23 protein-coding genes, 1 pseudogene and 1 other annotated feature are annotated in these 23,976 nt (G+C 61.0%); of the genes and pseudogenes, 13 read left to right on the top strand and 11 right to left on the bottom strand.

What is annotated here, in order from left to right:
- On the top strand, positions 1-547 hold a 547-nt coding region (locus ACPYOI_RS25950; RefSeq protein WP_481423556.1), incomplete at its 5' end, for an alpha-amylase family glycosyl hydrolase.
- Between the two features lie 60 nt (positions 548-607).
- On the opposite strand, the pseudogene ACPYOI_RS25945 reads toward ACPYOI_RS25950, so the two are convergent.
- Positions 608-691 (bottom strand): annotated as a pseudogene (locus ACPYOI_RS25945) (2OG-Fe(II) oxygenase); the annotation flags it as partial.
- Between the two features lie 4 nt (positions 692-695).
- Positions 696-1,721, bottom strand: a complete 1,026-nt coding sequence (locus tag ACPYOI_RS25940; protein ID WP_481415920.1) for an acyltransferase family protein — start codon at positions 1,719-1,721, stop codon at positions 696-698.
- A gap of 423 nt (positions 1,722-2,144) precedes the next feature.
- Positions 2,145-2,198, top strand: a sequence feature (sul1 is cis-regulatory element that is thought to sense ions involved in sulfur or methionine metabolism; They are found in Alphaproteobacteria).
- 301 nt (positions 2,199-2,499) lie between these two features.
- Here ACPYOI_RS25940 and ACPYOI_RS25935 point away from each other — a divergent pair.
- The 3 genes from ACPYOI_RS25935 (at position 2,500) to ACPYOI_RS25925 (ending at position 4,790) form a co-directional block, all read left to right on the top strand.
- Positions 2,500-4,035 (top strand): oligosaccharide flippase family protein, encoded by a 1,536-nt coding sequence (locus tag ACPYOI_RS25935; RefSeq protein ID WP_481423555.1) that lies wholly within the window; start codon positions 2,500-2,502, stop codon positions 4,033-4,035.
- Positions 4,036-4,131: 96 nt separating this feature from the next.
- Entirely contained in the window at positions 4,132-4,269 is a 138-nt protein-coding gene (locus ACPYOI_RS25930) for a hypothetical protein (protein ID WP_481415922.1), read from the top strand.
- A gap of 194 nt (positions 4,270-4,463) precedes the next feature.
- Positions 4,464-4,790, top strand: coding sequence for a hypothetical protein (locus ACPYOI_RS25925; protein WP_481415923.1), 327 nt, complete (start codon positions 4,464-4,466; stop codon positions 4,788-4,790).
- 309 nt (positions 4,791-5,099) lie between these two features.
- Here the strand turns inward: ACPYOI_RS25925 and ACPYOI_RS25920 are convergent, their stop codons facing one another.
- Complete coding sequence (locus tag ACPYOI_RS25920; RefSeq protein WP_481415924.1) at positions 5,100-5,657, bottom strand: histidine phosphatase family protein; 558 nt, start codon at positions 5,655-5,657, stop codon at positions 5,100-5,102.
- Positions 5,658-5,867: 210 nt separating this feature from the next.
- Here ACPYOI_RS25920 and ACPYOI_RS25915 point away from each other — a divergent pair, with 210 nt between their 5' ends.
- Genes ACPYOI_RS25915 through ACPYOI_RS25905 form a run of 3 tightly spaced genes read left to right on the top strand, consistent with a single transcriptional unit; the run spans position 5,868 to position 7,484 of the window.
- Positions 5,868-6,077 (top strand): CbtB domain-containing protein, encoded by a 210-nt coding sequence (locus ACPYOI_RS25915; protein WP_481415925.1) that lies wholly within the window; start codon positions 5,868-5,870, stop codon positions 6,075-6,077.
- A gap of 12 nt (positions 6,078-6,089) precedes the next feature.
- On the top strand, positions 6,090-6,827 hold the full coding sequence (locus ACPYOI_RS25910; RefSeq protein WP_481415926.1) for a CbtA family protein: 738 nt from the start codon (positions 6,090-6,092) through the stop codon (positions 6,825-6,827).
- A gap of 48 nt (positions 6,828-6,875) precedes the next feature.
- Complete coding sequence (locus tag ACPYOI_RS25905; RefSeq protein WP_481415927.1) at positions 6,876-7,484, top strand: hypothetical protein; 609 nt, start codon at positions 6,876-6,878, stop codon at positions 7,482-7,484.
- On the opposite strand, the gene ACPYOI_RS25900 is transcribed toward ACPYOI_RS25905, so the two are convergent.
- Positions 7,469-8,131, bottom strand: a complete 663-nt coding sequence (locus ACPYOI_RS25900) for a sulfite oxidase-like oxidoreductase (RefSeq protein ID WP_481423554.1) — start codon at positions 8,129-8,131, stop codon at positions 7,469-7,471. The two genes, ACPYOI_RS25905 and ACPYOI_RS25900, sit on opposite strands and share 16 nt — an antisense overlap.
- A 171-nt stretch (positions 8,132-8,302) precedes the next feature.
- Here ACPYOI_RS25900 and ACPYOI_RS25895 point away from each other — a divergent pair, with 171 nt between their 5' ends.
- The 6 genes from ACPYOI_RS25895 to ACPYOI_RS25870 all read left to right on the top strand — a co-directional run bounded on the left by ACPYOI_RS25895 (position 8,303) and on the right by ACPYOI_RS25870 (position 16,013).
- Positions 8,303-10,117, top strand: a complete 1,815-nt coding sequence (locus ACPYOI_RS25895) for a sensor histidine kinase (protein ID WP_481415929.1) — start codon at positions 8,303-8,305, stop codon at positions 10,115-10,117.
- On the top strand, positions 10,114-11,442 hold the full coding sequence (locus ACPYOI_RS25890) for a sigma-54-dependent transcriptional regulator (protein ID WP_481415930.1): 1,329 nt from the start codon (positions 10,114-10,116) through the stop codon (positions 11,440-11,442). Before ACPYOI_RS25895 ends, ACPYOI_RS25890 begins: the two co-directional genes overlap by 4 nt.
- A 195-nt stretch (positions 11,443-11,637) precedes the next feature.
- On the top strand, positions 11,638-12,621 hold the full coding sequence (locus tag ACPYOI_RS25885) for a tripartite tricarboxylate transporter substrate-binding protein (protein WP_481415931.1): 984 nt from the start codon (positions 11,638-11,640) through the stop codon (positions 12,619-12,621).
- A 153-nt stretch (positions 12,622-12,774) separates the two neighbouring features.
- Complete coding sequence (locus ACPYOI_RS25880) at positions 12,775-13,236, top strand: tripartite tricarboxylate transporter TctB family protein (protein ID WP_481415932.1); 462 nt, start codon at positions 12,775-12,777, stop codon at positions 13,234-13,236.
- Between the two features lie 9 nt (positions 13,237-13,245).
- Positions 13,246-14,751, top strand: coding sequence for a tripartite tricarboxylate transporter permease (locus ACPYOI_RS25875; RefSeq protein ID WP_481415933.1), 1,506 nt, complete (start codon positions 13,246-13,248; stop codon positions 14,749-14,751).
- 92 nt (positions 14,752-14,843) lie between these two features.
- Positions 14,844-16,013: a M20 aminoacylase family protein gene (locus ACPYOI_RS25870; RefSeq protein WP_481415934.1), complete on the top strand. Its 1,170-nt coding sequence runs from the start codon at positions 14,844-14,846 to the stop codon at positions 16,011-16,013.
- 181 nt (positions 16,014-16,194) lie between these two features.
- Here ACPYOI_RS25870 and ACPYOI_RS25865 read toward each other — a convergent pair whose 3' ends face one another.
- The 7 genes from ACPYOI_RS25865 to ACPYOI_RS25835 form a co-directional block, all read right to left on the bottom strand.
- A complete protein-coding gene (locus ACPYOI_RS25865; RefSeq protein WP_481415935.1) occupies positions 16,195-17,982 on the bottom strand; it encodes an adenine deaminase in 1,788 nt (595 codons plus the stop codon).
- Positions 17,979-18,899: a nucleoside hydrolase gene (locus ACPYOI_RS25860; RefSeq protein ID WP_481415936.1), complete on the bottom strand. Its 921-nt coding sequence runs from the start codon at positions 18,897-18,899 to the stop codon at positions 17,979-17,981. The genes ACPYOI_RS25865 and ACPYOI_RS25860 overlap by 4 nt, the downstream gene beginning before the upstream one ends.
- A gap of 5 nt (positions 18,900-18,904) precedes the next feature.
- Positions 18,905-19,927 carry an ABC transporter ATP-binding protein gene (locus tag ACPYOI_RS25855; RefSeq protein ID WP_481415937.1) on the bottom strand — a complete coding sequence of 341 codons (1,023 nt, stop codon included), beginning with the start codon at positions 19,925-19,927 and terminating at the stop codon, positions 18,905-18,907.
- A complete protein-coding gene (locus ACPYOI_RS25850; RefSeq protein WP_481423553.1) occupies positions 19,920-20,699 on the bottom strand; it encodes an ABC transporter permease in 780 nt (259 codons plus the stop codon). The genes ACPYOI_RS25855 and ACPYOI_RS25850 overlap by 8 nt, the downstream gene beginning before the upstream one ends.
- Positions 20,696-21,523 carry an ABC transporter permease gene (locus tag ACPYOI_RS25845; RefSeq protein ID WP_481415939.1) on the bottom strand — a complete coding sequence of 276 codons (828 nt, stop codon included), beginning with the start codon at positions 21,521-21,523 and terminating at the stop codon, positions 20,696-20,698. The genes ACPYOI_RS25850 and ACPYOI_RS25845 overlap by 4 nt, the downstream gene beginning before the upstream one ends.
- 83 nt (positions 21,524-21,606) lie before the next feature.
- A complete protein-coding gene (locus ACPYOI_RS25840; protein WP_481415940.1) occupies positions 21,607-22,629 on the bottom strand; it encodes an ABC transporter substrate-binding protein in 1,023 nt (340 codons plus the stop codon).
- A gap of 1 nt (position 22,630) precedes the next feature.
- Positions 22,631-23,671: a LacI family DNA-binding transcriptional regulator gene (locus tag ACPYOI_RS25835; RefSeq protein ID WP_481415941.1), complete on the bottom strand. Its 1,041-nt coding sequence runs from the start codon at positions 23,669-23,671 to the stop codon at positions 22,631-22,633.
- Positions 23,672-23,976: the final 305 nt, after the last annotated feature.

Raw genomic sequence — 23,976 nt, 5'->3', positions numbered from 1 at the left:
GCTACGCTATGGCGACGAGATCGGCATGGGCGACGATTTATCGCTGCCGGAGCGCAACTGCGCGCGCACTCCGATGCAGTGGTCGACCGAGCCCCAGGCGGGATTCACGAAAAGCGGGAAGCCGGTGCTGCCGGTGATATCGGGCGGACCCTATGGCTACGAGCACATCAACGTGGCGGATCAACGAAAGAGCCCGGAGTCCATGTTGAACTGGATGGAGCGGCTGATCAGGATGCGCAAGGAAGCTCCTGAAATTGGCTGGGGCGCGTACACTTGCGTCGAGGTTGACCAGAAGGGTGTCCTGGCAATTCGCTACGACTGGCGCAACAATTCCGTCCTTGTCGTTCACAACCTCAACTCGAAGCCTGTGGAGGTGGAGATCGATCCCGGCGTCAAGGATACCGGAGACCTTCTGGTCGACATTGCGGATGGGAGCGACAGCAAGGCGGGCGAGGGCGGCAAACATTGCCTCTATCTCGAGGGCTTTGCCTACAAATGGTTCCGCGTCGGAGGCCTCGATTACCTGCTTCGTCGCACCGAGCTTTGAGAAGACAACAGGGATGCCCTCCCGATGACTCGATCGGATCGAGCGGCGTTCGCCGTGTCATCATCTCGCGCCGTGAAAGATGATCCCGACAGTCTGGCGCATGCCGGAGCGGACACGGCTTAGGCCGTGGCGCAGGTTCACGCGGTCGTCATGCTGCGGCCTTCGTGGCCTCGCCTTTGGAGCGCAGCGCGGCGACAGCCACATGAGAGACAACGGCAATCGAGCCGAGGACGACGATGTAAAAGAAGAGAAGGCCAAGCGCGGACTGCGGCCGACCGATCGCTTCAACCCCATGGCGGAACGCGATCAGAACCGGATAGCTCAGCATATATAAGCCATACGCAAGACGCCCGGCCTGCTTTGCGACGCCGCGGAGCCAGGACGGATTGGTCGCCGTCGCCGAGAGCAGGACGACAATCGGCATCGCGACGACCAGCAGCGGAAGGCTGACATACTTCGACGGCAGCAGCATCATGCCGAGGAAGGCGCACCACATCAGGAGCGGATTGAGACGCGGCAGCCTATGTCCCCAGCGCTGGACAAGGTGGTAAGCCAAGGCGCCGTAGAAGAAGCCGAACAGGCATCTCGGATATCCGCCCCAGTAGGACTGCGGTTGGTAGCCCATGTTCGGATTTCGGGCGAGGAACGCAACTGCGAGGCATAGCAGACCCACGGACAAGACCAGCGGAATGAGCAGATGAAGGTTTAGCCACTTCCGCAAGAGACACAGCATAGCGAAAGCATAGACCTCAAGCGCGATCGCCCAGGTCGGCGGGTTCAGTGGAAACACGTAGGCCGGATCTACGAAGGTCGGCAGGAAGAACGGGTTGAACGTGACTGCCTGCTGAACGACCGGCCATGGCCATTCGACCGATCCCACGTCCGCAAGGATTGCCGCGATGGAAAGGCTCATCAGAATTCCGAGAAGGTAGAGAGGATATATCCTGGTAAGCCGGCCCCAGATCAGGCTCTGGAACGTCGCGTCCCGGCCTCCCTCTGCCATGAGCCGTCCGCAGAAATAACCTTCGATGGCGAAAAAGAAATCGATGCTCAATTGGCCCTGCGTGAACGGGTCTTTGAATAGCCCCTCCGTCCAATGCGAGGTGAAGATCATGATGGGAGCCAGGGCCTGAAGGCCCATCAGGGCGATCGTGCTGTCGTGGTCCGATGCCATCGTTTTCCCCTACGCTGCTCGGGATCAGTGGTGGTCTCCGGCGACGAAGCCGTAGCTCCCGGTCGTCTCATGCAGGTCATCTCGGCGGCGCCAAATTCGAGGCGAGCGTTGTAGGCTGGTAGACAGACAATTTTGACATGCGAATCCACCGTTCCATTCTCATACGCAACCAGGAACTGCAAGAAAGGCTTCCACGGATCTTCGAAAATTTCAACCCAAAAACGGCATGCAAGCCCAAAGAAAAAATTAGAACTTGGAAGTCAAATATTCGGTCGACCTCGAAGTTGTCCTCAGCGCCACTCTGACAAGAAGCCAACAGCGAAGACAAGGTACGTCTTTAAACCAAATATTTCTACAAAACTTCGAAAGAATACTTATTCTGTATTGCGAAGAATGGAGAAGTATGTCATTAATTACCGTGAACATGGATCCCACACTCGTGGGTGGCTATCCCAGCCGCCGATCCGCTGGGCAACCTCTAAGCAAGCACACCGCGCGTATCATTTCGGTGGATAGCCCAGGTTGGAGTACGACTATGTTCTTCACCCCGTAAGTTTATCTTCCTTACTGTCGCCAAGCGATTTGCATCGACTATGCACGCTGAATGGTTGCAGTATTGCTTATGGTTTGACTTTTAAGCGCAGAAGCGTATGCGCGTTTCGCGTGTATGGCTATTGCGTTTTGGCGCCGAAATTTTTCGGCGAAAAGCGTCCGTTGGCTCGCCGGGAGGGCGGCCGATGATGTCAGGAAATACACATCATGCTTGGTAATCGTGTTTATGAGCGTCAATCATTATAGCGGGCACGCCGATGCGGACCGGTTGGAGGAGGTCGGTAAACCAGTCGGCGGGTCAAGGAAGCCGCTGTCGAGCCGTGCAACGTCTGCGGGGGCATGGGCCATCGCCGGCAAGCTCGGCGCCAAGCTGATCGATCTCGGAACACTGGTCATTCTGGCCCGCTACCTGACGCCCGCGGACATGGGTCTGATCGCGATGGCCATGACGGCCGTCCTCATCATCGAGGCCATTCTCGACCTTCCAATCGCCGCGGCGCTTCTGCGGACCCAGAACCCCACCGACGATATGTTCGATACTGCGTTCACGCTTGGCGTGATCCGTGGTCTCGTCATCGGCCTGATACTTGGAATCCTGGCCTGGCCCTTGTCGCAGTTCTACGGGTACCCCGAGCTCGCCGCTGTCATCGGAATCCTCAGCTTGGCACCCGCAATGCGGGGGATGGCGAACCCAAGGATGATCGTCTTCGCGCAGTATTTCGATTTAAGACGCGATTGCGCCATCGACGTCGCATCGAAGAGTTGCGCCTTTCTCGCCGCGGTCACCGTCGCCATCGTCTTTCACAGCCACTGGGCCATCGTTGCCGCGATCATCGCGACGCCGCTTGCCGGTCTCATCCTGTCGTTCACCTTCGTCCCCGTCGCGCCAAGGCTTACCCTTGTTGAGTGGCGTTTCTTCTCGAGCATCTTCGGATGGAACACCCTTACGCAATTCATCTCGGCACTGAACTGGCAGCTCGAGCGCCTTATGCTCCCCCGCTTTATCCCTGTTGCTCCCTTCGGCCAGTTCACAGTCGCGACGGACATCAGCGCCATTCCCCATCAGGCAGTCGTCCAGCCGTTGGTGAAGCCGCTGGTCGCGACCTTTGCACGCTTTGAGGATAAGAAGGAGCTTGGCACCATCTACTGCCAGGTGGTCGGAGGCTACGTGCTTTTCCTAGGGCTGGCCTTCATGATCATGGGTGCTCTTGCGGAGCCGTTGATCGCTATCGTCTTCGGTCCTCAATGGCTGTCCGCGGCGCCGATCCTGACCTGGCTGGCGATCATCAACATCATCGCCATACCGCTTCTGCCCCTCGTGCCGCTCGCGCTCAGGCTTAACCAGATGCATTTTCTCACAATCCGGATGGCGGCAGAGATGGCGGTCAGGATCCCGCTGACACTCGTCTGCATCGCCCTCTATGGAGTGAACGGAGCTCTTGTGGCTCAGACCGCCGCGGCTGTTGCCGTTCTGGCGATCGTCCTCTGGAGCGTTCGCGAAATGACGGGCGCAAGCGTGATCGCTCAGGTGGCCGCGTTCATACGGCCGCTAACCAGCCTCGCGCTAACTTTTGCGCTTTTCGGATATGCCTCGCCGTTTCAGTTCGAGGGACAGGATATTTTCGCCCACCTATGGCGAGCCTCCGCCGCCTGCGCCTTGATGATCGCGTGTTACGGCGGGCTGACGGCAGCCCTTTGGGGGCTCGCGGGCCGGCCAGAAGGCGCGGAAACCTACGCAATCAGAAGAATTTTCGGAGCGTGAGCGGCAAGCTGCTTGAGAACAGCGTTGTGAGTTCCGGCGCAGGTAACGATCATGCCTATGGAAATTCGTACATGACCGTCGATGCCGGAAACAGCAATGACGAAGTCGGGACCGGCGGCTATTCAACGTGAACGCGGTAACGGCAATGACCTCATGGCGACCCTGGGTTATTCTCAGGTCGACGGTGGGGCCGGCAAGGCCGCTGCTGTCGCTTTGGTACCGGTATCGGCTTAGGCGTGGGCGCCGCGCAAGGGCTCAAGTGGAGACAACCGCACATTTGAAGAGAGAGGCGCCACCGGGCATGGACACGCCCGGGCTTTAGTCGCAATCTCATGGAACGAGGACCAGCAATCGTAGCGAGCGACATGCTGGAACCAAGCGGCAAGCATGTCCGTTTCGGTCCTGAACCTTAACGAAAGGAGGGCGCCATGCGCATCGTTGGAACACAGGTTATAGCTGCTGGTGGCGGGAAGGCCGGCTTCACGGTCGAGTTCGTTTGCGACGGAGGCGAAATCGTCTCGGTACAGCTGCCGAACGATGATCAGCGCTCGCTCAACCGGCAAAACGCGATAGACAAGGCAAAGGAGCTGATGAGCCAGATCTCATCCTCCGATACTCCCGAGGGTGGGGCAACGAGCGCTCGCTCGCCTTCGGATCGATCGGTGCTCGAGGAGGAATTGGATGAAGGGCTTGAGGAAACGTTTCCGGCCAGCGATCCGGTCTCGGTAACGAACCCCTCTATTTCAAAGCACTAGAAGGCGTCCAACCGCCGCCCGGATTAGGCGGTAGTGAAAGAAAAGGCGAGCAGCCGCCGGCTGCTCGCCTTTTTAGCGATATGTCATCAGCAGGGGAATGCCTACGGCAAGGCAAACGAGAACAACAGCGCTCGCGATCCGCAAGGTACGGAGGCGCCGTGTACGCTCCCCACTCCAATCATAAGTCATGGCCGGTCTCCTCGGGATTGGGAGTTAGAGCCCGGTCAGCCGGGTTCAATAGGTATGGCACAACTTACTTGCGTAAGGCTGATCTAAATTACCACTGTAATAATTAGGGAATTCGTAGCTTCAATCGCCAAACCGCAGCGCCCAGCGGCTGCCATTGTGGGTCATGCGCACGACGGACAGCGGCTCGACATCCGTCAGCCAGAAAGAGGATAGCGGTGCCTGAAGCACATTGATGATCGCGGCCCGTATTAGCGCGGCATGGCTTATCGCGACGACGCGGCCGCCGAGCGCTGATTGCGGTTCCATCCACGCGGCGGCCCGCGCTGCGAGCTGCTTGAGATTTTCGCCGCCGTGGGGCGCCGATTCAGGATCGCTCATCCAGGCAAGCAGGTTTTCGGGTTCCTGGGTTTGCAGATCAGCAATCGTCATCCCGCTCCACCGGCCGTAATTGCAATCGGCAAGAAGGGAGTTCGGAACAGCGCCAAGAGAGAGCGCTTCGGCTGTCTGGCGTGCGCGGAGTGCCGGGCTGGTCAGGACGCGATCGGCGCGTTGCAGCCGGTCTACCATGGCGCGCGTCTCTACGATGGCTTTTCCCTCAAGCGGTTCGTCGAGGGGAAAACGGCCACTACGGCTGGCGCTTGTCAGCCCGTGGCAGATCCAGGTGAGGCGGGTGTGCATTCCTGGATCTCCGAAAAATGCGATGGGGAGGCGGATGAACTTTCGTTGACAGTTTTCCACGCGCAGATATAACGGTCATGTTGCGGGTTTGGAAGCCGGTGAGAATCCGGCGCGGTCGCGCCACTGTAACCAGGATGCGAAAGCAGGCTGGAAGTCAGACCCTTACCGCACAATGCTCTTTCGACTGAACGCGTTTTCCAGGAGGAACACATGTCTGACACCACTTTTACGCCTGTCGCAACTCCGGCACCGATCCCGGTAGGTGAAATCCTGCCTTGGGCGATCTTCGGCGGTTTGCTGATGATCATCGCTATCTATTTCGTCGGCACGGAAGAAGGCGCGATGGCGCTGTTCTCCGGCGGTTATGTGCATGAATTCGTGCATGACGGCCGCCATCTTCTCGGCTTCCCCTGCCACTAAAGGACGACCGACATGGTTGGGAACCTTTTGCTTCGCGGCATGCTCGCGGGGGTGATTGCTGGCGTCCTGGTCTTTGCTTTCGCCCATTTCTTCGGCGAGCCGCTGGTCGATCAGGCCATTGCCTTTGAAGAAGCGGCCGCCCAGGCGGCAGGCGAAGCGGCCGAACCTGAGCTCGTCAGCCGCGCCACGCAGGCCGGCCTTGGCCTCTTCACCGGCGTCATGGCCTATGCAATTGCCGTTGGCGGGCTCTTCGCCCTTGCCTTCGCGTTCGTTCATGGCCGCTTCAGCCGGCTCAGCGCTCGCGGCACGTCCGCAGTGATCGCGCTCGCCGCCTTCGTTGCCATCATCCTCGTACCCGGCATCAAGTATCCGGCCAATCCGCCCGCGGTCGGCAATGGGGATACGATCGGAGTGCGCACCGAGCTGTTCTTCCTCATGATCGTTGTGTCGATCGCCTCGCTGATTGCGGCAGTGGCGTTCGCGCGTCGTCTCACGGCACGCTTCGGCGTCTGGAACGCTTCGATTATCGCTGGCGTGGCCTACATCGTCTTTATCGGCCTCGTGCAATACCTGCTGCCGCCGATCAACGAGGTGCCGGAGAATTATTCGGCGATGGTGCTCTGGCGCTTCCGAACGACTTCGCTCGGCATGCATGTCGTCCTGTGGTCGACGCTTGGGATTGTTTTCGGCATGCTCGCCGAGAAGCGGCTTGCATCCGGGACTGCGGTTGGCCGTCCGGCATTCCGCTGAGAGGGCAATGATGAGTCCTGGAACCGCTGGGGCTCATTTTCCAAGACCATGAAGAGAGTCAGTCTTCCGCTTCTTATTCTTTCGGTCAGTGCTGCCTTCGCCCACAGCGCGATGGCGCATGGCCGGAGTGTGTCGGCCAATCACACTGGCATCCCGGTTCCTGAAATCTCCCATGGCGAGATGGCGGTGATGGCGGATTATCGGGACCGGATCGTTGATCTGGCCTCGAAGGCGACCGATACGAACGAGCCGTTCAGACGCGTGCTGAACTACGCGCAGATCCAGTATTCCTACTGCCTGTGGGGCCGGGTGCCCGGCAGCGTCACGGACGAGCAGAGCCCGTTCAACGAATGCGCTCATGCCTATCTGGCTGCGACGAAGGCGGTGCTGATGGCCATGCGCGACATGCCCCGAGAAGCGGATGCCGCTTCGGCGATCATTTCAGACGCCGACGCCGAAATGGTGCGGCGCGGGCTTTCGCTGATCACCTGCCGTTTCAGCGGCGAGGCGTTCAATACGGCGGATGTCGTGCGTCCGCGCTGGAGCGAAATTCCGACGCACCCAGCCAGCATGGCGTCGCTATCGGGCCTCATGGCCATTCTTTTCGGCGTCTATATCGCGGCGCGGCGGCTGCTTCGCGCTCAGTCGTCCGTATAGCGCTGCTCGCGCCATGGGTCGCCATAGATATGGTACCCGTTCCTTTCCCAGAAGCCTGCCTGGTCGGCGGCAATGAGGTCGATCCGGCGAAGCCACTTGGCGCTTTTCCAGAAATAGAGATGCGGCACGACGAGGCGCATGGGGCCGCCGTGATCGCGCGTCAACGGCAGGCTCTCCCATGCTGTCGCAAGGATCGCATCTTCGGCGGCAAAATCGGCAAGCGGCAGATTGGTCGTATAGCCGTCATAGCTTGTCAGCATGACGAAACTGGCTTCCGGCTTCGGCATCGCAAGATCGAGTAGATCGCGTGTCGAAACACCGTTCCAGTTGTTGTCATAGCGCGACCATGTGGTGACGTAGTGAATGTCGCTGACCTTAGTGCTCTGCTCCAGGGCTTGAAAGGCTGCCCAGGAAAGGTCGAGCGGGGTTTCGACGAGGCCGCGGACCTCCAACCGCCAAGTGTCGAGCGGGATGACCGGCTGCTGGCCGAGATCGAGCACGGGCCAGTTCTTGACCAGATGCTGGCCAGGCGGCAGGCGCTCGGTTTCCGGGCGGCTGATGCGTCCGGTCAGGAACTTGCCTTCGGCCGCCCAGCGGCGCTTCGAGGTGGTGAGCTTGCTGTCGGCGGGGGTCTGCTCGTCGCTCATGCGGGTTGTCCTTCTCGGGTTGGCGCAATAGGACATCCCGGCTTCGCGCAAGTCAAGGCAAGGCGGCTCTTGGAAATCCGACGTCCGGTCATTAGACTTGAGCAGTCGGGGTATGCCTTCCGGGGAAGGAGGCAAAAGGGAGAGGAGCCGGACCTGTTACCGAGATACAGGTTGATAGCCGCGTTGTTGTCAGTGCCGTTCATCGTCTTCGCCTTCTTCTATTACGGCGGGACGCTGGCGACGCGCGCCTATATGGGCGAGGCCTCGGCGCAGGCAGGCACGGCACTGCGGCTGGCGGTCTCCGCGCTCAGCGGTCACCTCAGCCGCTACGAGGCGCTGCCGGCGCTGATTGCCGATCACGACAACATCAAGCAATTGGTCGGCCGTCCGGACGACAGGGAGCTGCGCAACGCGGCGAATCTTTATCTCAGGGAGATCAACGGGCTTCTGAAGTCGTCCGACATCTATGTGATCAAGCCGGACGGTGAAACGATCGCGGCCAGCAATTTCGATTTGCCGGGCAGCTTCGTCGGCGAGAATTTCAGCTACAGGCCCTATTTTCAGCAGGCGATCGCCGGCAACAGGTCGCGTTTCTACGCTCTGGGGACCACTTCGCTGAAACGCGGATACTATTTTGCCTCGCCGATCCTCGCCGGTGCCGAAATCCGCGGCGTCATTGTCTTCAAGGTCGATATCGACATGATCGAGGCTTCGTGGAGTGATGGAGAATACCGCATCTTCGTGTCGGACCCTGAAGGCATCATCTTCATGTCCGGAAAGCCGGATTGGCTCTACAAAGGCATCCAGCCGCTGACTGCCGATCGCATTGCACGCACCGAAGCGTCCCGCCGCTACGCAAACGCAACGTTGGCCGCTCTGCCGATCGTCGGCGGCCGCTTCGAAGAGCACGACCTGATGACGCTTGTCGAGGAGGGCTTGCAAAAGGAATATCTTGTGCTCTCGCACCATATGGCCGCCGAAGACTGGACCGTTCACGTGCTGATGGAAACCGGGTCTATCCGAACCCAGGCACGCACGGCACTTGCTGCGGTCTTCCTCATCCTCTGCATTGCAGGGCTGGCGATCGCGATCATTCGGCAGCGGCGGATGCGGCTCAACGAGCGCATGCAATTGCAGGCGGAAGCGCGCAACGAACTGGAGCGGCGCGTCGAGGAGCGCACTGCCGATCTTGCCCGCGTCAACAGCCGCATCGAAGAGGAAATTGCGGAGCGGCGCCTAACCGAGCAACGTCTTCGCCAGACCCAGGCCGATCTTATCCAGGCGGGTAAGCTTGCCGGGCTCGGCCAGATGTCGGCGGCGCTGTCGCATGAATTCAACCAGCCGCTTGCCGCGGCGAAAACCTATACGGACAGCGCAGCCGTGCTCCTTGATCGCGGGCGGACCGCCGAAGCGCAGGACAATATCCAGCGCATCGGCGGACTTATCGATCGCATGGCGTCGATCAGCAGGCACCTTCGCAACTTCGCCCGCAAACCAAACGAGAAGCTCGGCCCCGTGCCGCTTGATGAGGCGATCCGCGACACGCTCGAGATCGTCGAATGGCGGCTGAAGGCGGCGGATGCTAATCTGAGGATCGATCTCGGCATTCAGCCGCCGGTCGTGCGCGCTGGGTCCGTGCGTCTGCAGCAAGTGCTGGTGAACGTGATTTCCAATGCCGCTGATGCCGTTGAGGGGCTCGATGACCGGCGGATTGAGGTAACGGCGTTGGAGGAGCAGGGTAGGGTGGTGCTGACGGTGCGCGATCACGGGCCTGGCGTGCCGGCGGCTATCGCCGAGCGCATCTTCGATCCCTTCTTTACAACCAAGGGCGTGGGTAAAGGATTGGGGCTCGGACTCTCGATCTCCTATAACATCGTCAAGGATTTCGGTGGCAGCCTGACGGTCTCCAATCATCCGGAGGGGGGTGCGATGTTCCGCATCGAGCTGCAATCGGCAGCGGGTAAGATGCCGGAGGCGGCGGAATGAGCGAGCAGAAGATCCTGTTGGTGGACGACGAAGAGGAGTTGCGCCGGTCGACCGCACAGGCTTTGGAGCTCTCCGGCTTCAATGTCGAGACTTTTTCGAATGCCGATCACGTGCTGGAACTGATCGGCTACAGCTTCGCGGGCGTCGTCGTCAGCGATATCCGCATGCCGGGAACCGATGGCATGACGCTGATGCAGAAGATCCGTGAGATCGACGCGGAAGTCCCGGTCATCCTCGTCACCGGCCATGGCGACGTGCAGCTCGCCGTAAAGGCGATGCGTGAAGGCGCCTATGATTTCATCGAAAAGCCGTTCACGCCACAGATGCTGGCGGGGGTGATAAAGCGAGCCTTGGAGCGGCGGAGCCTTGTGCTGGAAAACCGGCTGCTCAAGGCCGTAGCCGGCAAGCGCGACGACCTCGAGGCGCGCCTGCCGGGACGCACGCAGGTGATGGTGGATCTGCGCTATCGCATCCGCGCCATCGGGGCGAGCGATGCCGACACGCTGATTGTCGGCGAAACGGGCGCGGGCAAGGAGGTCGTGGCGCGGGCGCTGCATGACATAAGTACGCGAGCGAGCCGCCCCTTCATCGCGATCAACTGCGCGGCGCTGCCTGCGAACCTGATCGAGAGCGAGCTTTTCGGCCACGAGGCCGGCGCTTTTCCGGGTGCCGTGAGGCCGCGATACGGCAAATTCGAGCACGGGCGCGGCGGCACGATCCTGCTCGATGAAATCGGTTCGATGCCGTTCGATCTGCAGGCCAAGTTTCTCCGCGTGCTTCAGGAGCGCGTGATTACGCGCCTCGGCTCGAATGAGATGGTGCCACTCGACGTGCGCTTCATCGCGACCAGCAAGGTCGATCTCGAAGCCGAAGTTGCCGCAGGACGATTCCGCGCCGATCTTCTTTATCGGCTGAACGTCGCAACGCTGCATGTGCCGGCGCTGGCGCAGAGACGGCAGGATATCCCGCTACTGTTCCTCCAGCTCGTCCGCGAGGCCGCTGCACGCTACGGCCGCGACGACATGGCGGTGCCGCCCGAGGTGATTTCCGATATCGCCCAGCGCGATTGGCCAGGCAACGTGCGTGAACTGCGCAATGCTGCCGACCGCTTCGTGCTTGGTCTTGATAGCGGGCGGCAATTGGGTGAGGTCAGCGGCCTAGCCGACCGCGTCGCGGAGTTCGAGCGCGGGGTCATCGCCAGCGCGCTCGTCGCACATGGCGGCAGCCTGAAACCCGTCTATGAGTCGCTACAGATTTCCCGCAAGACGCTATATGAAAAGATGCAGAAATACGGGCTGGACAAGAAGCTGCTCATCTCTGAATAGGCGAATGGGTGGATTCCCACACATCGCCGACCGCCTTTGTGTCCATTTCGACCCATGCTGCGCTGCACGCGCATGAAATCTCATCAACGGGCAGCGCGGCGCTGTTTGCGGCCGTGAGTTCAGAGCGTCCTAATGGTCCGATCCGCACTGGCGCGTGGAGGCGTCGACGGTATCGTATTTTCAGGGAGGAAAACGATGAAAATTCTGAAGACCATGCTTGGCATGACGGCGGCTGTTGCCGTCGCGGTTCTTGCAAACGCGGCTTCCGCACAGACCTATCCCGAGCGCGCCATCACGATGGTTGTTCCCTTTTCAGCCGGTGGCCCGACCGACACGGTTGCCCGCCTCGTCGCCGAATCCATGTCCAAGGATCTCGGCCAGCAAATCGTCGTTGAAAACGTTGGCGGTGCCGGCGGGACGCTCGGCGCAGGGCGGGTGGCCGCAGCCGATCCGGACGGTTACACGATCCTGCTGCATCACATCGGCATGGCGACCAGCGCCACGCTCTACCGCAAGCTCGCCTACGACACGCTGAACGCCTTCGAATATGTCGGCCTCGTCACCGACGTTCCGATGACGATCGTCGCTCGCAAGGACTTCGAGCCGAGCGATCTCAAGAGCCTTATCGAATACGTCAAGGCCAACAAGGACAAGGTGACGGTCGCCAACGCCGGCATCGGCGCCGCCTCGCATCTTTGCGGCATGATGTTCATGAGCGCGATCCAGACGCCGCTCACGACCGTTCCCTACAAGGGTACCGGCCCGGCGATGACCGATCTTCTCGGCGGTCAGGTCGATATCATGTGCGACCAGACGACCAACACGACGAAGCAGATCCAGGGCCGGACGATCAAGGCCTATGCCGTCACCTCGCCAAAGCGTCTCGATGTCCTGAAGGACATTCCGACGGCGGTTGAAGCCGGTCTGCCCGGTTTCGAAGTCGGCATCTGGCACGGCATCTATACCCCGAAGGGCACGCCGGCTGAGATCAACGAACGGCTCTCGAAGTCGCTGCAGGTGGCGTTGAAGGATCCGAACGTCGCTGCCCGCTTCGCAGAGCTCGGCACGGCACCCTCGACGGAAGCCGAAGCTACGCCTGCTGCGCTGAAGGCCAAGCTCGAAAGCGAGATTGCACGCTGGAAGCCGGTGATTGACGCTGCCGGCGAATATGCCGACTGATCTCCGGCGCTCATTGGGTGCCCCCTCACCCTAACCCTCTCCCCGCCGGGGAGAGGGGACTTGTCATTATCCCCCCTCACCTCGGGGAGAAGAGCTCGAAGGGCGGGGGGCTGCCCGCAGGATGCGACCTTTCTCCAACCTCACGGAGACATTATGAAATCAGTTAGCTTCGACACCACCAATGCCATCTGCGGCGCGCTTCTTGTTGCGACCGGTGCATTCTTCGCCATCCAATCCTACAATCTCGACCTTGGGACGACGCTGCGCATGGGCCCGGGTTACTTCCCGCTGCTACTTTCAGGCGTATTGATCATTCTCGGCGCGATAGTCTTTGTGCAGGCGCTTCGCGTGCAGGGCGAGCCGATGGGGCCGCTGGCCTGGCGCGGGATGCTCTTCATCCTGCCTGCCCCGATCTTCTTCGGGCTGACGGTTCGGGGAATGGGGTTTGTACCTGCAATCTTCCTGACCGCTTTCATCGCCTGTTTCGCCTCGCATCGGATGACGGTGATCTACGGGATTTTGCTCTCGGTGCTGCTGACGGCCTTTTCCGTTGGCGTCTTCAGTTATGGCCTCGGACTGCCATTCGAGCGCTTTGGCCCCTGGGTCCGGTTCTAGGAGGTCGCAATGGAACTTTTCAGCAATCTGGCACTCGGCTTTGCAACGGCGGCAACGCCCGCGAACCTCCTTTTCTGCCTCATCGGTGTCCTGCTCGGGACGCTGATCGGGGTACTGCCCGGTATCGGCGCGACCGCGACGATCGCCATGCTTCTGCCGATCACTTTCCAGCTGGAGCCGGTGTCGTCGCTCATCATGCTCGCCGGCATTTACTACGGTGCGCAGTACGGCGGTTCGACCACGGCTATCCTGATCAACATGCCGGGCGAATCGTCCTCGGCGGTAACGGCGATCGACGGTTACCAGATGGCGCGTCGAGGCAGGGCAGGAGCGGCGCTCGCGATCGCCGCACTCGGCTCCTTCTTTGCGGGCACCGTCTCGACCTTCCTTGTTGCGATCTTTGCGCCACCACTGACCGAGATCGCCCTGAAATTCGGCGCTGCGGAATATTTCTCGCTGATGGTCGTCGGACTGGTGTCGTCGATCGCGCTTGCCCACGGCTCTGTCGTCAAGGCGCTTGCGATGGTGGCGCTCGGGCTGCTGCTCGGCTTGGTTGGCACTGATATCTACACCGGCACGCCGCGCTTTACCCTTGGTATCCGTGAGTATGCCGATGGTTTGAATTTCGTGGCGCTTGCCGTCGGTGTCTTCGGCATCGCCGAAATCCTGCGCAACCTCGAAGGGGAGAAAACCCGGACGGTACTGATGGCAAAGGTCACTGGCCTGCTGCCGTCACGAGAGGAATTCAAGGAGATGATCGCGCCGGTGCTCCGCGGAACGGCGATCGGCTCGGCTCTCGGCATCCTGCCGGGCGGAGGCGCGATCCTGGCATCCTTCGCCTCCTATACTGTCGAAAAGCGGGTTTCAAACAGGCCCGAGGAGTTCGGCAAAGGCGCCGTCGCTGGCGTTGCGGGTCCGGAGTCGGCGAACAATGCCGGGGCGCAGACCTCCTTCATTCCGCTTCTGACGCTCGGTATCCCTGCCAATCCGGTGATGGCGCTGATGATCGGCGCGATGATCATCCAGGGGATCGTACCTGGACCGAACGTCGCGACCGAGCAGCCGGCGCTCTTCTGGGGCATCATTGCGTCCATGTGGATCGGCAATCTGATGCTCGTCATCCTGAACCTTCCGCTGATCGGGCTCTGGGTGAAGCTGCTGACCGTGCCGTATTACGTGCTCTTCCCGATCATCATGGCCTTCTGCTCGATCGGGGTCTACAGCGTCAACTCCAACGTTTACGACCTCTATGCCGTCGCCTTCTTCGGCTTCATCGGCTATGTGCTTGCCAAGCTCAGATGCGAGCCGGCGCCGCTGCTGCTCGGTTTCGTGCTGGGGCCGCTGCTCGAGGAGAACCTGCGGCGCGCGATGATCCTTTCGCGAGGCGATCCATCGACCTTCGTCACGCGGCCGATCAGCGCGACCCTTCTTGCAATAGCAGCAGCCGTCCTCGTCGTCGTCTTCCTGCCGAGCGTGAAGAAGAAGCGCGAGGAGGTTTTCGTCGAGGAAGCTTGAGGGTTGCGGTTCCACGTTCTTTGTTGAACAAAGGGCCATCTGACGCGGGCGCCGATTTTGGCGCCCGTTTCGCATGAAGGATATCCAGGCCTATGAACATCCCCGCGCGGATCAAGGACGATCTGGCTTTTCTCACATCGGTGCGCCGCGACCTGCACGCCCATCCGGAGCTCGGTTTCGAAGAAGAGCGCACCAGCGGCATCGTGGCGAAACTGCTGGAGGAAGCGGGTATCAAGCTGCATCGCGGACTGGGCGGCACAGGCGTCGTCGGGACGCTGCAAGTCGGCAACGGTACGCGGGTGATCGGACTTCGAGCGGACATGGATGCGCTTGCCATGCCGGAGATCGCCGAGCGGCCTTACAAATCAACCGTCCCCGGCAAGATGCACGCCTGCGGGCATGACGGACACACCACCATGCTGCTCGGCGCAGCACGTCATCTTGCCGCGACCAAGGGTTTTTCCGGTACGGTGCATTTCATCTTCCAGCCGGCGGAGGAGGGCAGGGGCGGCGCGAAGCGCATGGTGGAAGAGGGGCTTTTCCAGCTCTTCCCCTGCGATGCGGTCTATGGCTTGCACAACATGCCGGGCCTTGACGTCGACGAGATTGCGGTCGTCGAAGGGCCGCAGCTTGCCTCCTCCGACAGTTGGCGCATCACATTTCGCGGAACCGGAACGCACGGCGCAAAGCCACATCTCGGGCGCGACCCGATCACCGCCGCCGGCACGTTCCTCGCCTCGCTGCAGACCATCGTCGGCCGCGTCGTCGATCCGCTCCAGCCTGCCGTCGTCAGCGCCTGTTCGCTGCAGGCGGGCAACCCCAAGGCGCTTAATGTCATTCCGGACACGGTCGAGATCGGAGGAACGGCCCGGGCCTATTCCGCCGAAGTGCGCGATCAGCTTGAAGCGGAGATCGGCCGTCTCGCTCACGGGACGGCGGCGATGTACGGCATTGCCGTTGACTATCAATTCGAGCGGCGCATTCCGCCGGTCATCAACGACGCCGATGCGACACGGCGGGCGCTCGGGGCCGCGCAAACGGTGTTCGGAGAGAAGGTCCGGACGAGCTTTCCGCCTTCGACCGCGGGGGACGACTTTGCATTCTTCGCGCAGAATGCGCCGGGCTGCTACGTTTGGTTGGGCAACGGGCCTGCGGTAGACGGCGCCTTGCATCACAACACGTCATACGACTTCAACGATGCGGCGATCGGCTATGGCGTGGCTTATTGGGTGGAGCTGGTGGAGCGGGAGCTGGCGGCTTAGGCCGAGACGGATCGCCCCCTCATCCGACCCTTCGGGCCACCGTCTCCCCGAGGGGAGAAGGGCCGGCGACGTCTCGCCAGTTCGCTGACATCGAATCTTTCGGGTGAAGCGCGGCTACCTGTCCCTTCTCCCCTCGGGGAGAAGGTGCCGGCAGGCGGATGAGGGGGTCTTGAGCGTAGGCCTACAAAATCTCCAGCACCGGGCTCTCCAGCACCTCTCCCGTCATCACATCCGCAATGCCGCGATCTGTCTGGTGCGGGCCGGTGTTGCAGGCGAGTGTCGCACCGAAGCAAGCCTTGAAGACGAGGTAGGGCGGCTGCCAGTCGACGATCTTTTCCATCGCCTTGCGGATATTGTGAAAACCCGAGGCTGTGTCCTGCAGAGACGCTTCCGTGACGAGGCCTGAAAGCGGCAGCGGTAGGATTGCTTCGATGTGGCCATCCTTAACGACGGCCATGCCGCCACCTGCAGCGATGACGGCATTGGCGGCGACCGCCATGTCTGCCGCGTTTCCGCCGAAGAGGGTGAGATTGTGGCAGTCGTGCGATACCGTCGTGCAGAAGGCGCCGCGCCATTCGCCCCAGCCCTTCAGGAAGCCGATGCGCGGGCGGGAATCCGCCTTGCCGTGACGATGCACGGCGGCAATCAAGGTACTGCCTGGCGGCGGCACGACGAAACCGGTTTCAACCTCGGCTTCGGCTTCATCCCATCGGGTAAAGCGCGGCTGGTCGATCATGGCGACGCGAACGCGGCTACCCTTCGACGGCACTTTGAAGTCGTCTTCGGTCAGCGGCGAGAGTTTTACAGAATCTGCAAGCGGCGTGGCATCAAGCGGATCTACGGTGACGGTGAGCTTGCCGTCCTGCGCCACTATGCGGCCATTGGCAATTACGGTACGTGCCTTGAAGTCCTCAAGGTCTTCGAAGAGGACCATATCCGCCCGGCGCCCCGCGGCGATCAAGCCGAGGTCGCTGCGCTGCAGCCGCTGGGCGGCATTGAAGGTCGCGGCGCAAAGCGCCCATTCCGGCTTCATGCCGTAGCGCACCAAGCGGCGGACCACGTCGTCCAGGCCGCCGTCGCGGTAAAGCTCGTCCGGAAACACGTCGTCGGTGCAGAGCGTCAAGGTCGGCGGCATATGGCCGATGCCGTTCAGCGCCTCGACGAATTCCTGCAACAGGTGATCGTGCGAGCCGCGAAGCTCGATCGTCATTCCGGCGGCAAGCTTCTGCAACAGGTCGGCGCCGGAGGTCAGTTCGTGATCGGAAGTAACGCCGGCCACCATGAAGGCATTGAGATCGGCGCCCTCAAGCCCCCGGGCGTGCCCGCAGACGAGCTTGCCGGAGGCAAGCCCCGCATTGACGATGGCGGTGATTCGCGGATCACCTTCGATGACGCCGCGCATGTTCATGACTTCCGCAACGCCGCCGAGTTCAGGCATACGCAGCATCGCTGCAATCACAGAGGCATCGAAATCGGCGCCTGCCATTTCCAGGCCGGGTGCCGAAGGAACGCAGGACGGCGCAAGCAGGATCATGCGCAAAGGCAGAGCATGGGAGGCTTCGATCGCCCAGCGCACGCCGTCGAGACCATGCACATTGGCGAATTCGTGCGGATCCCAGACGATCGTCGTGATGCCGCGCGGAAGCACGGCTGCGGTATATTCGGCGGGCGTTACCATCGAGCTTTCGATATGCATATGCGTATCGATGAGGCCCGGCGTCACGAAAGTCCCGCGGGCATCGATGATTTCGACGGCGTCGTTCCGGCTCGAAGGGGCATGCACACTTGCGATCAAGGCACCGACAAGACCGATATCCGCGTCGCGCGAGCGGCCGGTGACCAGGTCGACCAGTTTGCCGCCGGTGATCAGGACGTCGAACGGAACGGCTCCTTTTGCGGCGGCGACGGCCCTGGCGCGCAGCGACGGGTCGTTGATATCGGCGCGTTCCCGGCCAAGTTCGGTAATCATTTGCGGGCCTCATTGACCAGGGCTGCGAGAATAATGGTGTGCGCCTTTTCGGCGTCGATGTCGTCGGCGAATTGCGCGTTGAAGGTTGCATGGCTGGCGCGCGTCTCGACAACTGTGCGGCCGCGCGTCAACTGGCCGTGCAGCTCGACATCGATGCGGGCGGGGCGGAAGCGCACGATATCCGGCGCGACGAAGGCAACGGCCGCCGACGGGTCGTAGATCGCCATGGCCGTGCGGCCGCGGTTGGTGCCGATGCGGATATAGCCGGCAAGCATATCGGCGAGCATCTCGGCGTTCGTACCGCCACCGCTGCGCACCGGCTCGATGTCTTCCGGCTTGGCCAGCACCTTGCGGCAGAGGTCGAGATCGACCATGCGCAGCGGCAGCCCATGGGCGATGACGATCGCCAGCGCTTCCGGATCGGCAAATGCGTTGAATTCCGCCGAGGCGGTGTGGTTGCCGCTCGTCACACCGCCGCCCATCCAAGTGAGGTCGGTGATGCGTGCGGCAAGATCTGGTCGAGCCAGCGCCAGAGCCGCGATGTTCGTGAGCGGGCCAAGCGCCAGAATGCGTCGCGGTCCCTCTTGCTCCAACCAGCGGCAGAGGGCTGTGAAGGCGTCGCTCTCTGCCGGTGTTGCTGCCTTTGGCAGGCCTTTGCCGATCGTCGGAATTCCGGTTTCCCCAAGGACAGCCTGGGCCGTCTCGAGTTTGGCGAAGACGGGTTGGCCGCGTCCGGCATGGATGGGGAACTTCCAGCCGAAGGCTTGCGCGGCGCCTGCAGCATTCGCCTCTACCTGCGCCAGCGGCGTGTTGCCGAAGACGAGCGAGACGCCGTCCATCTCGAGCCCTGATTGACCGACCACCAGAATGGCGGCAATGTCGTCAAAACCCATGTCGGTATCGATCCAAACGCCCATGATCTTCATCCGAATCGAGAGAGGGTTGTAGCCGCAGCCAGCGGGAGGTCGAAGGCGAGCGTCGTGCCGATTTCATGGGACGACAGGCTTGCATCCACCTCGGCCTTGATCGGCCCAAGCGGAGTATCCAGCAGATATTCACGCGTGTTGCCAGCAAAGGAAGTGCCGCGCACAGTTCCCTGGAAAGGACCGGAACCAAGGGTAACCGTGCGCGGCCGCCAAGCCAAGCCTGCGGCGTTGGGCGCAGGAGCTGGCAAATGGATGGCGCGATTCGGGGTTGCGAGCTTGCCGTTCTCCAACTTGAAGACATTTTCGAAGCCGACGAAATCGGCGACGAAAGCGGAGACCGGCTTGTTGTAGATTTCCTCCGGCGTGCCGATCTGCTCGATGCCGCCGTTCACCATGACGACGATGCGGTCAGCGAGCGCCAGCGCCTCAACCTGATCGTGTGTGACGAAGATCATGGTGACGCCGGTTTCTTTCTGCACGCGCTGCAGTTCGGCGCGCATTTCGAGGCGAAGACGCGCGTCGAGGTTGGACAGCGGTTCGTCGAGCAGGAGCACCTTCGGCTCCATCACCATGGAGCGGGCAAGGGCGACGCGCTGCTGCTGGCCGCCAGACAGTTCGGCGGGCTTGCGATCGGCAAACTTGGCAAGGCCGACGGACTTGATACCGGCGCTCACCTTTGCGTCGAGATCCTGGCCGCCGATGCCCTTTAGTCGCAGGCCGAACGCGACATTCTCGTAGACCGTCAGATGCGGGAAGAGCGCGTAGGATTGAAAGACCAGGCCGACAGCGCGCTTGTTTGCCGAAACGCCGGTGATATCGGCGCCGTCGAGTTTGATGCGGCCGGCGGCCGGTTTCAGCAAACCTGCGATCGAGCGCATCGTTGTCGTCTTGCCGCAGCCGGAGGGGCCGAGCAGGGCGACGAGTTCGCTCTTGGCGATCGAAAGGTCGAGGTCTTTCACCGCGACCGTATCGCCATAGGCCAGCGTCAGCTTGTCGAGTTGGAGATAGGCATCAGACATAACGAGAAAATCCCAGGAAGCGTTCGGCCAGGAAAACGATGCCGATGGAAAGAAAGGCGAGCAGCGAGGACAGGGCCGCAATCGACGGATCGTAGGTCGTTTCCATGTAGCCCAACATGTCGATCGGCAGGGTGCGCACGCCGGGTCCGGACAGGAAGAGTGAAACCGGCACCTGGTTGAAGCTGGTGACGAAGCCGAGGATGAAGGCGGCCAGAATGCCGCCGCGGATATTCGCCATCACCACCCGAAAGAAGGCGCCAAGACGAGACGAACCAAGCAGCACGGCGGCCTCCTCGATATCGGCGCGCAGATTGTTCAGGCTCGCTGAGACGACGCGCACGGCGTAGGGAAGGACCAGCGCCGTATGCGCGAGAAACAGCGCCAGCGTGATGTTGAAGCCGAAAGGGACGACGAGGTAGCGCAGCAGCGCGAGACCGACGACGATGCCTGGAACAATGATCGGCAGTGACACGATCGTACGCACGGTTTCGCCGAAAGGCAGCCTGTAGCGGGAGAGCGCATAGGCGGCGGGAATGCCTAAGATCAACGCCGCCAGCGTTCCGAAGACGGCGAGGAACATCGACATGCCAAAGCTTTCGCGAAAACTGTCGATGGTGAAGACCTTCGTCACCCATTTCAGCGACAGCCCTTGCGGCGGGAAGGCGAGGGTATCGCCTGCCGAAAGGGATGCGGCGATGATGATCAGGAACGGGCCGATCAAAAACGTCAGCAGCAGGAGGAGGATGATCGGAGGAACCAGGCGTGGGGTCATCGCTTGTTCCTCGCGGTAGCAAGACGCTTCAGGAGGATGTTGGCGGCAAAACTCATGATGATCAGTATCAAGGCGATGACGCTTGCCGAGACAAAGTCGTTGGCGACGGAGACCTGCTGGTAGAGCAGAGTCTCCAGCATCAGCACCTTGGAGCCGCCGAGGACGGCAGGGGTGATGTAGGCGGTAAGCGAGCCAGTGAAGACGAGCGTCCCGCCGACGACAAGACCCTCCTTCGTCAACGGCAGGATGACCTTCCAGAAGACCTGGAACCAGTTGGCGCCAAGGACCCGGGCCGCCGGGATCGCATCCTTCGGCATATTCTCGAGCGCGCTGATCAGCGACAGGATCATCAACGGCAGGAAGAGCTGCAGCAGGCCGATGAACACGGCCGTCTCGGTGAACAGCAGGCGGAGCGGTTCGTCGCTGAGGCCAAGGCCGGTGATCGCGTGGTTGACGATACCGGTGCGGCCAAGGATCACGATCCAGGCATAGGTTCGGGCGACCGGCGAAATCATCAGCGGCAGGGTGACGAGGCCGATCATGCGGCCTTTGCCTTTTGGCGGCAGGTTGACGATCGCGAAGGCTGCGGCATAGCCGACGACGGCTGAAACGGCGGTGACTTCCAGCCCGAGCTTGAAGGTGCGCAGGAAGACCGTGCGGTTGAGGGTCTCGGAAAAGAAGCCGCTATAGGCGGCAAGCGTCCATCCGCCATCCACGCGAAAGCCTTCCGAAAGCAGAATGCCAACAGGCAGCAGAAAGACCACAGCAGCAAATACCGCTGCGGGCAGGGCGAGCGCCGTGGCTTCTGCTCGGTTCTGGAACATGATGCGGCTTTCAGAGCTGGCGGGAGGGCGGAATGGCGGAGAACGATCCCGGCAAGCCGGGACCGGATGTCATAGCAGCAGCCTTATTGGCCGACCTTGTCGTTCCATTCCTTGAGCCATGCGGCACGATTATCGAGCGCCTGTGCCGACGGAATGAGCTTGAGGCTCTTGGCGGTGTCCTCGCCGTAGGTAAGATTGTTAGCGGCGGCTTCAGAAACCTTTACTTCCTTGTTTGCCGGGCTATCGATCAGTTTTTCGGCGAGTTTCGTCTGGACGTCGGTCGACAGCCAGAAATCGATGAACTGCAGTGCCAGATCCTGGTTCTTTGAACCCTTGGTGACGACCATGACGTTCATGCCGCCGGTCTGACCTTCCTTCGGCTTTGCCCAGGCAACCGGAACGTCAAGCTTGGTGAAACCCGCCCAGGAGAAGCGGCCGATCGGAGCAGCCCAGATTTCTTCCTGCTGCATCAGCTGCACGAGCTGCGAGGACTTTTCGTAGAAGGTGACGATGTCATCCTTGTTCTCGCCGATGGCTTCGATCGGCCCCTTGAGATCGGGCGTATCCTTACCGAGCGCGAGGCCGAGCATATAGAGCGCCGGAGGCCCCTGGTTTGTAGTCACGTTCGGAAACGCGATGTGACCGACATATTCGGGCTTCAGCAGATCGGCCCAGGACTCGATCTTCATTTTGTCGGAACGGTAAGCAATTGAGGTGGCGTAGAAAGTGTAGCCGACGCTCATGCCGTCGCCGTTCGGATCCTTGGCGACATCATAGAGCTTACCGAAATTGGAGAGCTTGGAGGTGTCGATCTTGTCGATCAGGCCTTTGCGCGCGGCGGACAGCGCATCGGCCATGGAGACGACCGCCATGTCGACGACAGGATTGGCCTTGTTGGCTTCCATCTTCGCAAGGCGCTCAACGCTGTTGCCGGTTTCGACAACGACCTTGCAGCCGCACTGCTTCTCGAACGGATCGTAGACCAGCGTCTTGAAGTCGTCCTGTGCAAAGGCATAGACGGAGATGGTGAGGGTTCGCTCCTGAGCCATGGCGCTCAACGGAAATAGCGAGAGCATTGCTGCCGATGCGACGAGCGCTGTCTTCATGTCAGGAGTTCTCCCTCTCCAGGTTTGAAAGCGGGCTCCTTGGCCCGGATGATTGGCGGATGATCAAGTGCATGGGGACACGATCGACCTTAGCCGTGACGATTCTGCCCTCCGGGATGCTGCTTGTCCCTATGCCGTCCAGCAAGGCTTCCACGGCGATCTCGGCAATCTTATCCATGTCCATTTTCACGGTCGTAAGCGCAGGCGCGGTGACCGGAGACCAGATGAGATCGTCAAAACCGGTGACGCTGACGTTAGCGGGCACCTTAATGCCGTGCAGCTGCAGTTCCGTCAGGGCGCGCAATGCCTGAAGATCCGACAGCGCGGCAAATGCGGTGTGTCCCTGCTCGACCTTCCGCGCGAGACCAAGCGAACAGCCGATCCCGGCATGACGCTCGAGCTTTTCGATCCAGAGTGATTCGCAGCTCATGTCCTCGTGAAGACCCGAACGGATGCCGTCAGCCCGGTCGTTCTGTACGTTCGATTCCGGATTGTTTCCAATGATGAGGATTCGTTTGTGGCCGAGGTCTGCAAGGTGGGCCGCGATCAGCTGGCCGCCCTGCCAGTGATCCGCGGCCACCGTGTTGCCGGGGGTCGAAGCGGTGTCGATGACGGCCACAGGGCAGCTTGCGGCGGCTATGCGCGTTGCGCGGCGAGGCACGATGATCATGCCCTCGACGCCGCGCTCGACCAGCCGGTTGATTGCTTCGGTCTGCGCCGTGACGTCTCCACGAGAGTCGGCGATCAATACGCCATAGCCGGCCGAAGCGGCAGCAAACTCGATCGCCTGCGCGATCTTGGGGAAAAGGGGATTGGAAATATCGGGGAGAACGAGCCCGAGCACGCCGCTGCGGCCGGTGCGAAGTGCACGGCCAGCATGGCTTGGAACATATCCGAGCGCCCTGGCATGGTCCCTGATCTTTTCGGCAAGACGTTCCGAGACGCGTCCCTTGCCCGAAAGCGCATTCGACACCGTTGCAACTGACACGCCAAGTGACGTTGCAATCCTGCTGAGGTTCGGTCCCGAGCGCAATTGAGGCATGATTTGCAGCGCTTTGATTAATCGTTTAATCGGCGACTATATGAAGCGTGCTACCTTGTCGAATCCATTTTGAGGAATGACGAATTTTCCACAGCGGAAAGTAGAAAATAACAAAACCCCGAAGTTGTTGTCCAACTTCGGGGTTTTTCATGTGTGAGGCTTTGTCATCAAAGCGAATGCTGAACTCAGCTTTTTGAGACCGGTGCTGCTGCGGCGGCGGATGTGCCCGCGGCTCCGGCCTTGACGCCGGCTGCGGCATAGCCGCCGCCGATGGCGACGTTGAGGGAGACGTAGTCCTTGGCCAT

The organism is Rhizobium sp. SVR5-2C (assembly GCF_056755115.1).
The sequence above is the reverse complement of the archived record's forward strand: the minus strand, read 5'-3'. Positions and strand labels throughout refer to the sequence as shown.

What these genes read in the sequence shown, in the direction of transcription:
- ACPYOI_RS25940 (WP_481415920.1), bottom strand. Translation starts at nt 1,721, where the DNA reads ATGGCATCGGACCACGACAGCACGATCGCCCTGATGGGCCTTCAGGCC.
- ACPYOI_RS25935 (WP_481423555.1), top strand. Translation starts at nt 2,500, where the DNA reads ATGAGCGTCAATCATTATAGCGGGCACGCCGATGCGGACCGGTTGGAG.
- ACPYOI_RS25930 (WP_481415922.1), top strand. Translation starts at nt 4,132, where the DNA reads ATGACGAAGTCGGGACCGGCGGCTATTCAACGTGAACGCGGTAACGGC.
- ACPYOI_RS25925 (WP_481415923.1), top strand. Translation starts at nt 4,464, where the DNA reads ATGCGCATCGTTGGAACACAGGTTATAGCTGCTGGTGGCGGGAAGGCC.
- ACPYOI_RS25920 (WP_481415924.1), bottom strand. Translation starts at nt 5,657, where the DNA reads ATGCACACCCGCCTCACCTGGATCTGCCACGGGCTGACAAGCGCCAGC.
- ACPYOI_RS25915 (WP_481415925.1), top strand. Translation starts at nt 5,868, where the DNA reads ATGTCTGACACCACTTTTACGCCTGTCGCAACTCCGGCACCGATCCCG.
- ACPYOI_RS25910 (WP_481415926.1), top strand. Translation starts at nt 6,090, where the DNA reads ATGGTTGGGAACCTTTTGCTTCGCGGCATGCTCGCGGGGGTGATTGCT.
- ACPYOI_RS25905 (WP_481415927.1), top strand. Translation starts at nt 6,876, where the DNA reads ATGAAGAGAGTCAGTCTTCCGCTTCTTATTCTTTCGGTCAGTGCTGCC.
- ACPYOI_RS25900 (WP_481423554.1), bottom strand. Translation starts at nt 8,131, where the DNA reads ATGAGCGACGAGCAGACCCCCGCCGACAGCAAGCTCACCACCTCGAAG.
- ACPYOI_RS25890 (WP_481415930.1), top strand. Translation starts at nt 10,114, where the DNA reads ATGAGCGAGCAGAAGATCCTGTTGGTGGACGACGAAGAGGAGTTGCGC.
- ACPYOI_RS25885 (WP_481415931.1), top strand. Translation starts at nt 11,638, where the DNA reads ATGAAAATTCTGAAGACCATGCTTGGCATGACGGCGGCTGTTGCCGTC.
- ACPYOI_RS25880 (WP_481415932.1), top strand. Translation starts at nt 12,775, where the DNA reads ATGAAATCAGTTAGCTTCGACACCACCAATGCCATCTGCGGCGCGCTT.
- ACPYOI_RS25875 (WP_481415933.1), top strand. Translation starts at nt 13,246, where the DNA reads ATGGAACTTTTCAGCAATCTGGCACTCGGCTTTGCAACGGCGGCAACG.
- ACPYOI_RS25870 (WP_481415934.1), top strand. Translation starts at nt 14,844, where the DNA reads ATGAACATCCCCGCGCGGATCAAGGACGATCTGGCTTTTCTCACATCG.
- ACPYOI_RS25865 (WP_481415935.1), bottom strand. Translation starts at nt 17,982, where the DNA reads ATGATTACCGAACTTGGCCGGGAACGCGCCGATATCAACGACCCGTCG.
- ACPYOI_RS25860 (WP_481415936.1), bottom strand. Translation starts at nt 18,899, where the DNA reads ATGGGCGTTTGGATCGATACCGACATGGGTTTTGACGACATTGCCGCC.
- ACPYOI_RS25855 (WP_481415937.1), bottom strand. Translation starts at nt 19,927, where the DNA reads ATGTCTGATGCCTATCTCCAACTCGACAAGCTGACGCTGGCCTATGGC.
- ACPYOI_RS25850 (WP_481423553.1), bottom strand. Translation starts at nt 20,699, where the DNA reads ATGACCCCACGCCTGGTTCCTCCGATCATCCTCCTCCTGCTGCTGACG.
- ACPYOI_RS25845 (WP_481415939.1), bottom strand. Translation starts at nt 21,523, where the DNA reads ATGTTCCAGAACCGAGCAGAAGCCACGGCGCTCGCCCTGCCCGCAGCG.
- ACPYOI_RS25840 (WP_481415940.1), bottom strand. Translation starts at nt 22,629, where the DNA reads ATGAAGACAGCGCTCGTCGCATCGGCAGCAATGCTCTCGCTATTTCCG.
- ACPYOI_RS25835 (WP_481415941.1), bottom strand. Translation starts at nt 23,671, where the DNA reads ATGCCTCAATTGCGCTCGGGACCGAACCTCAGCAGGATTGCAACGTCA.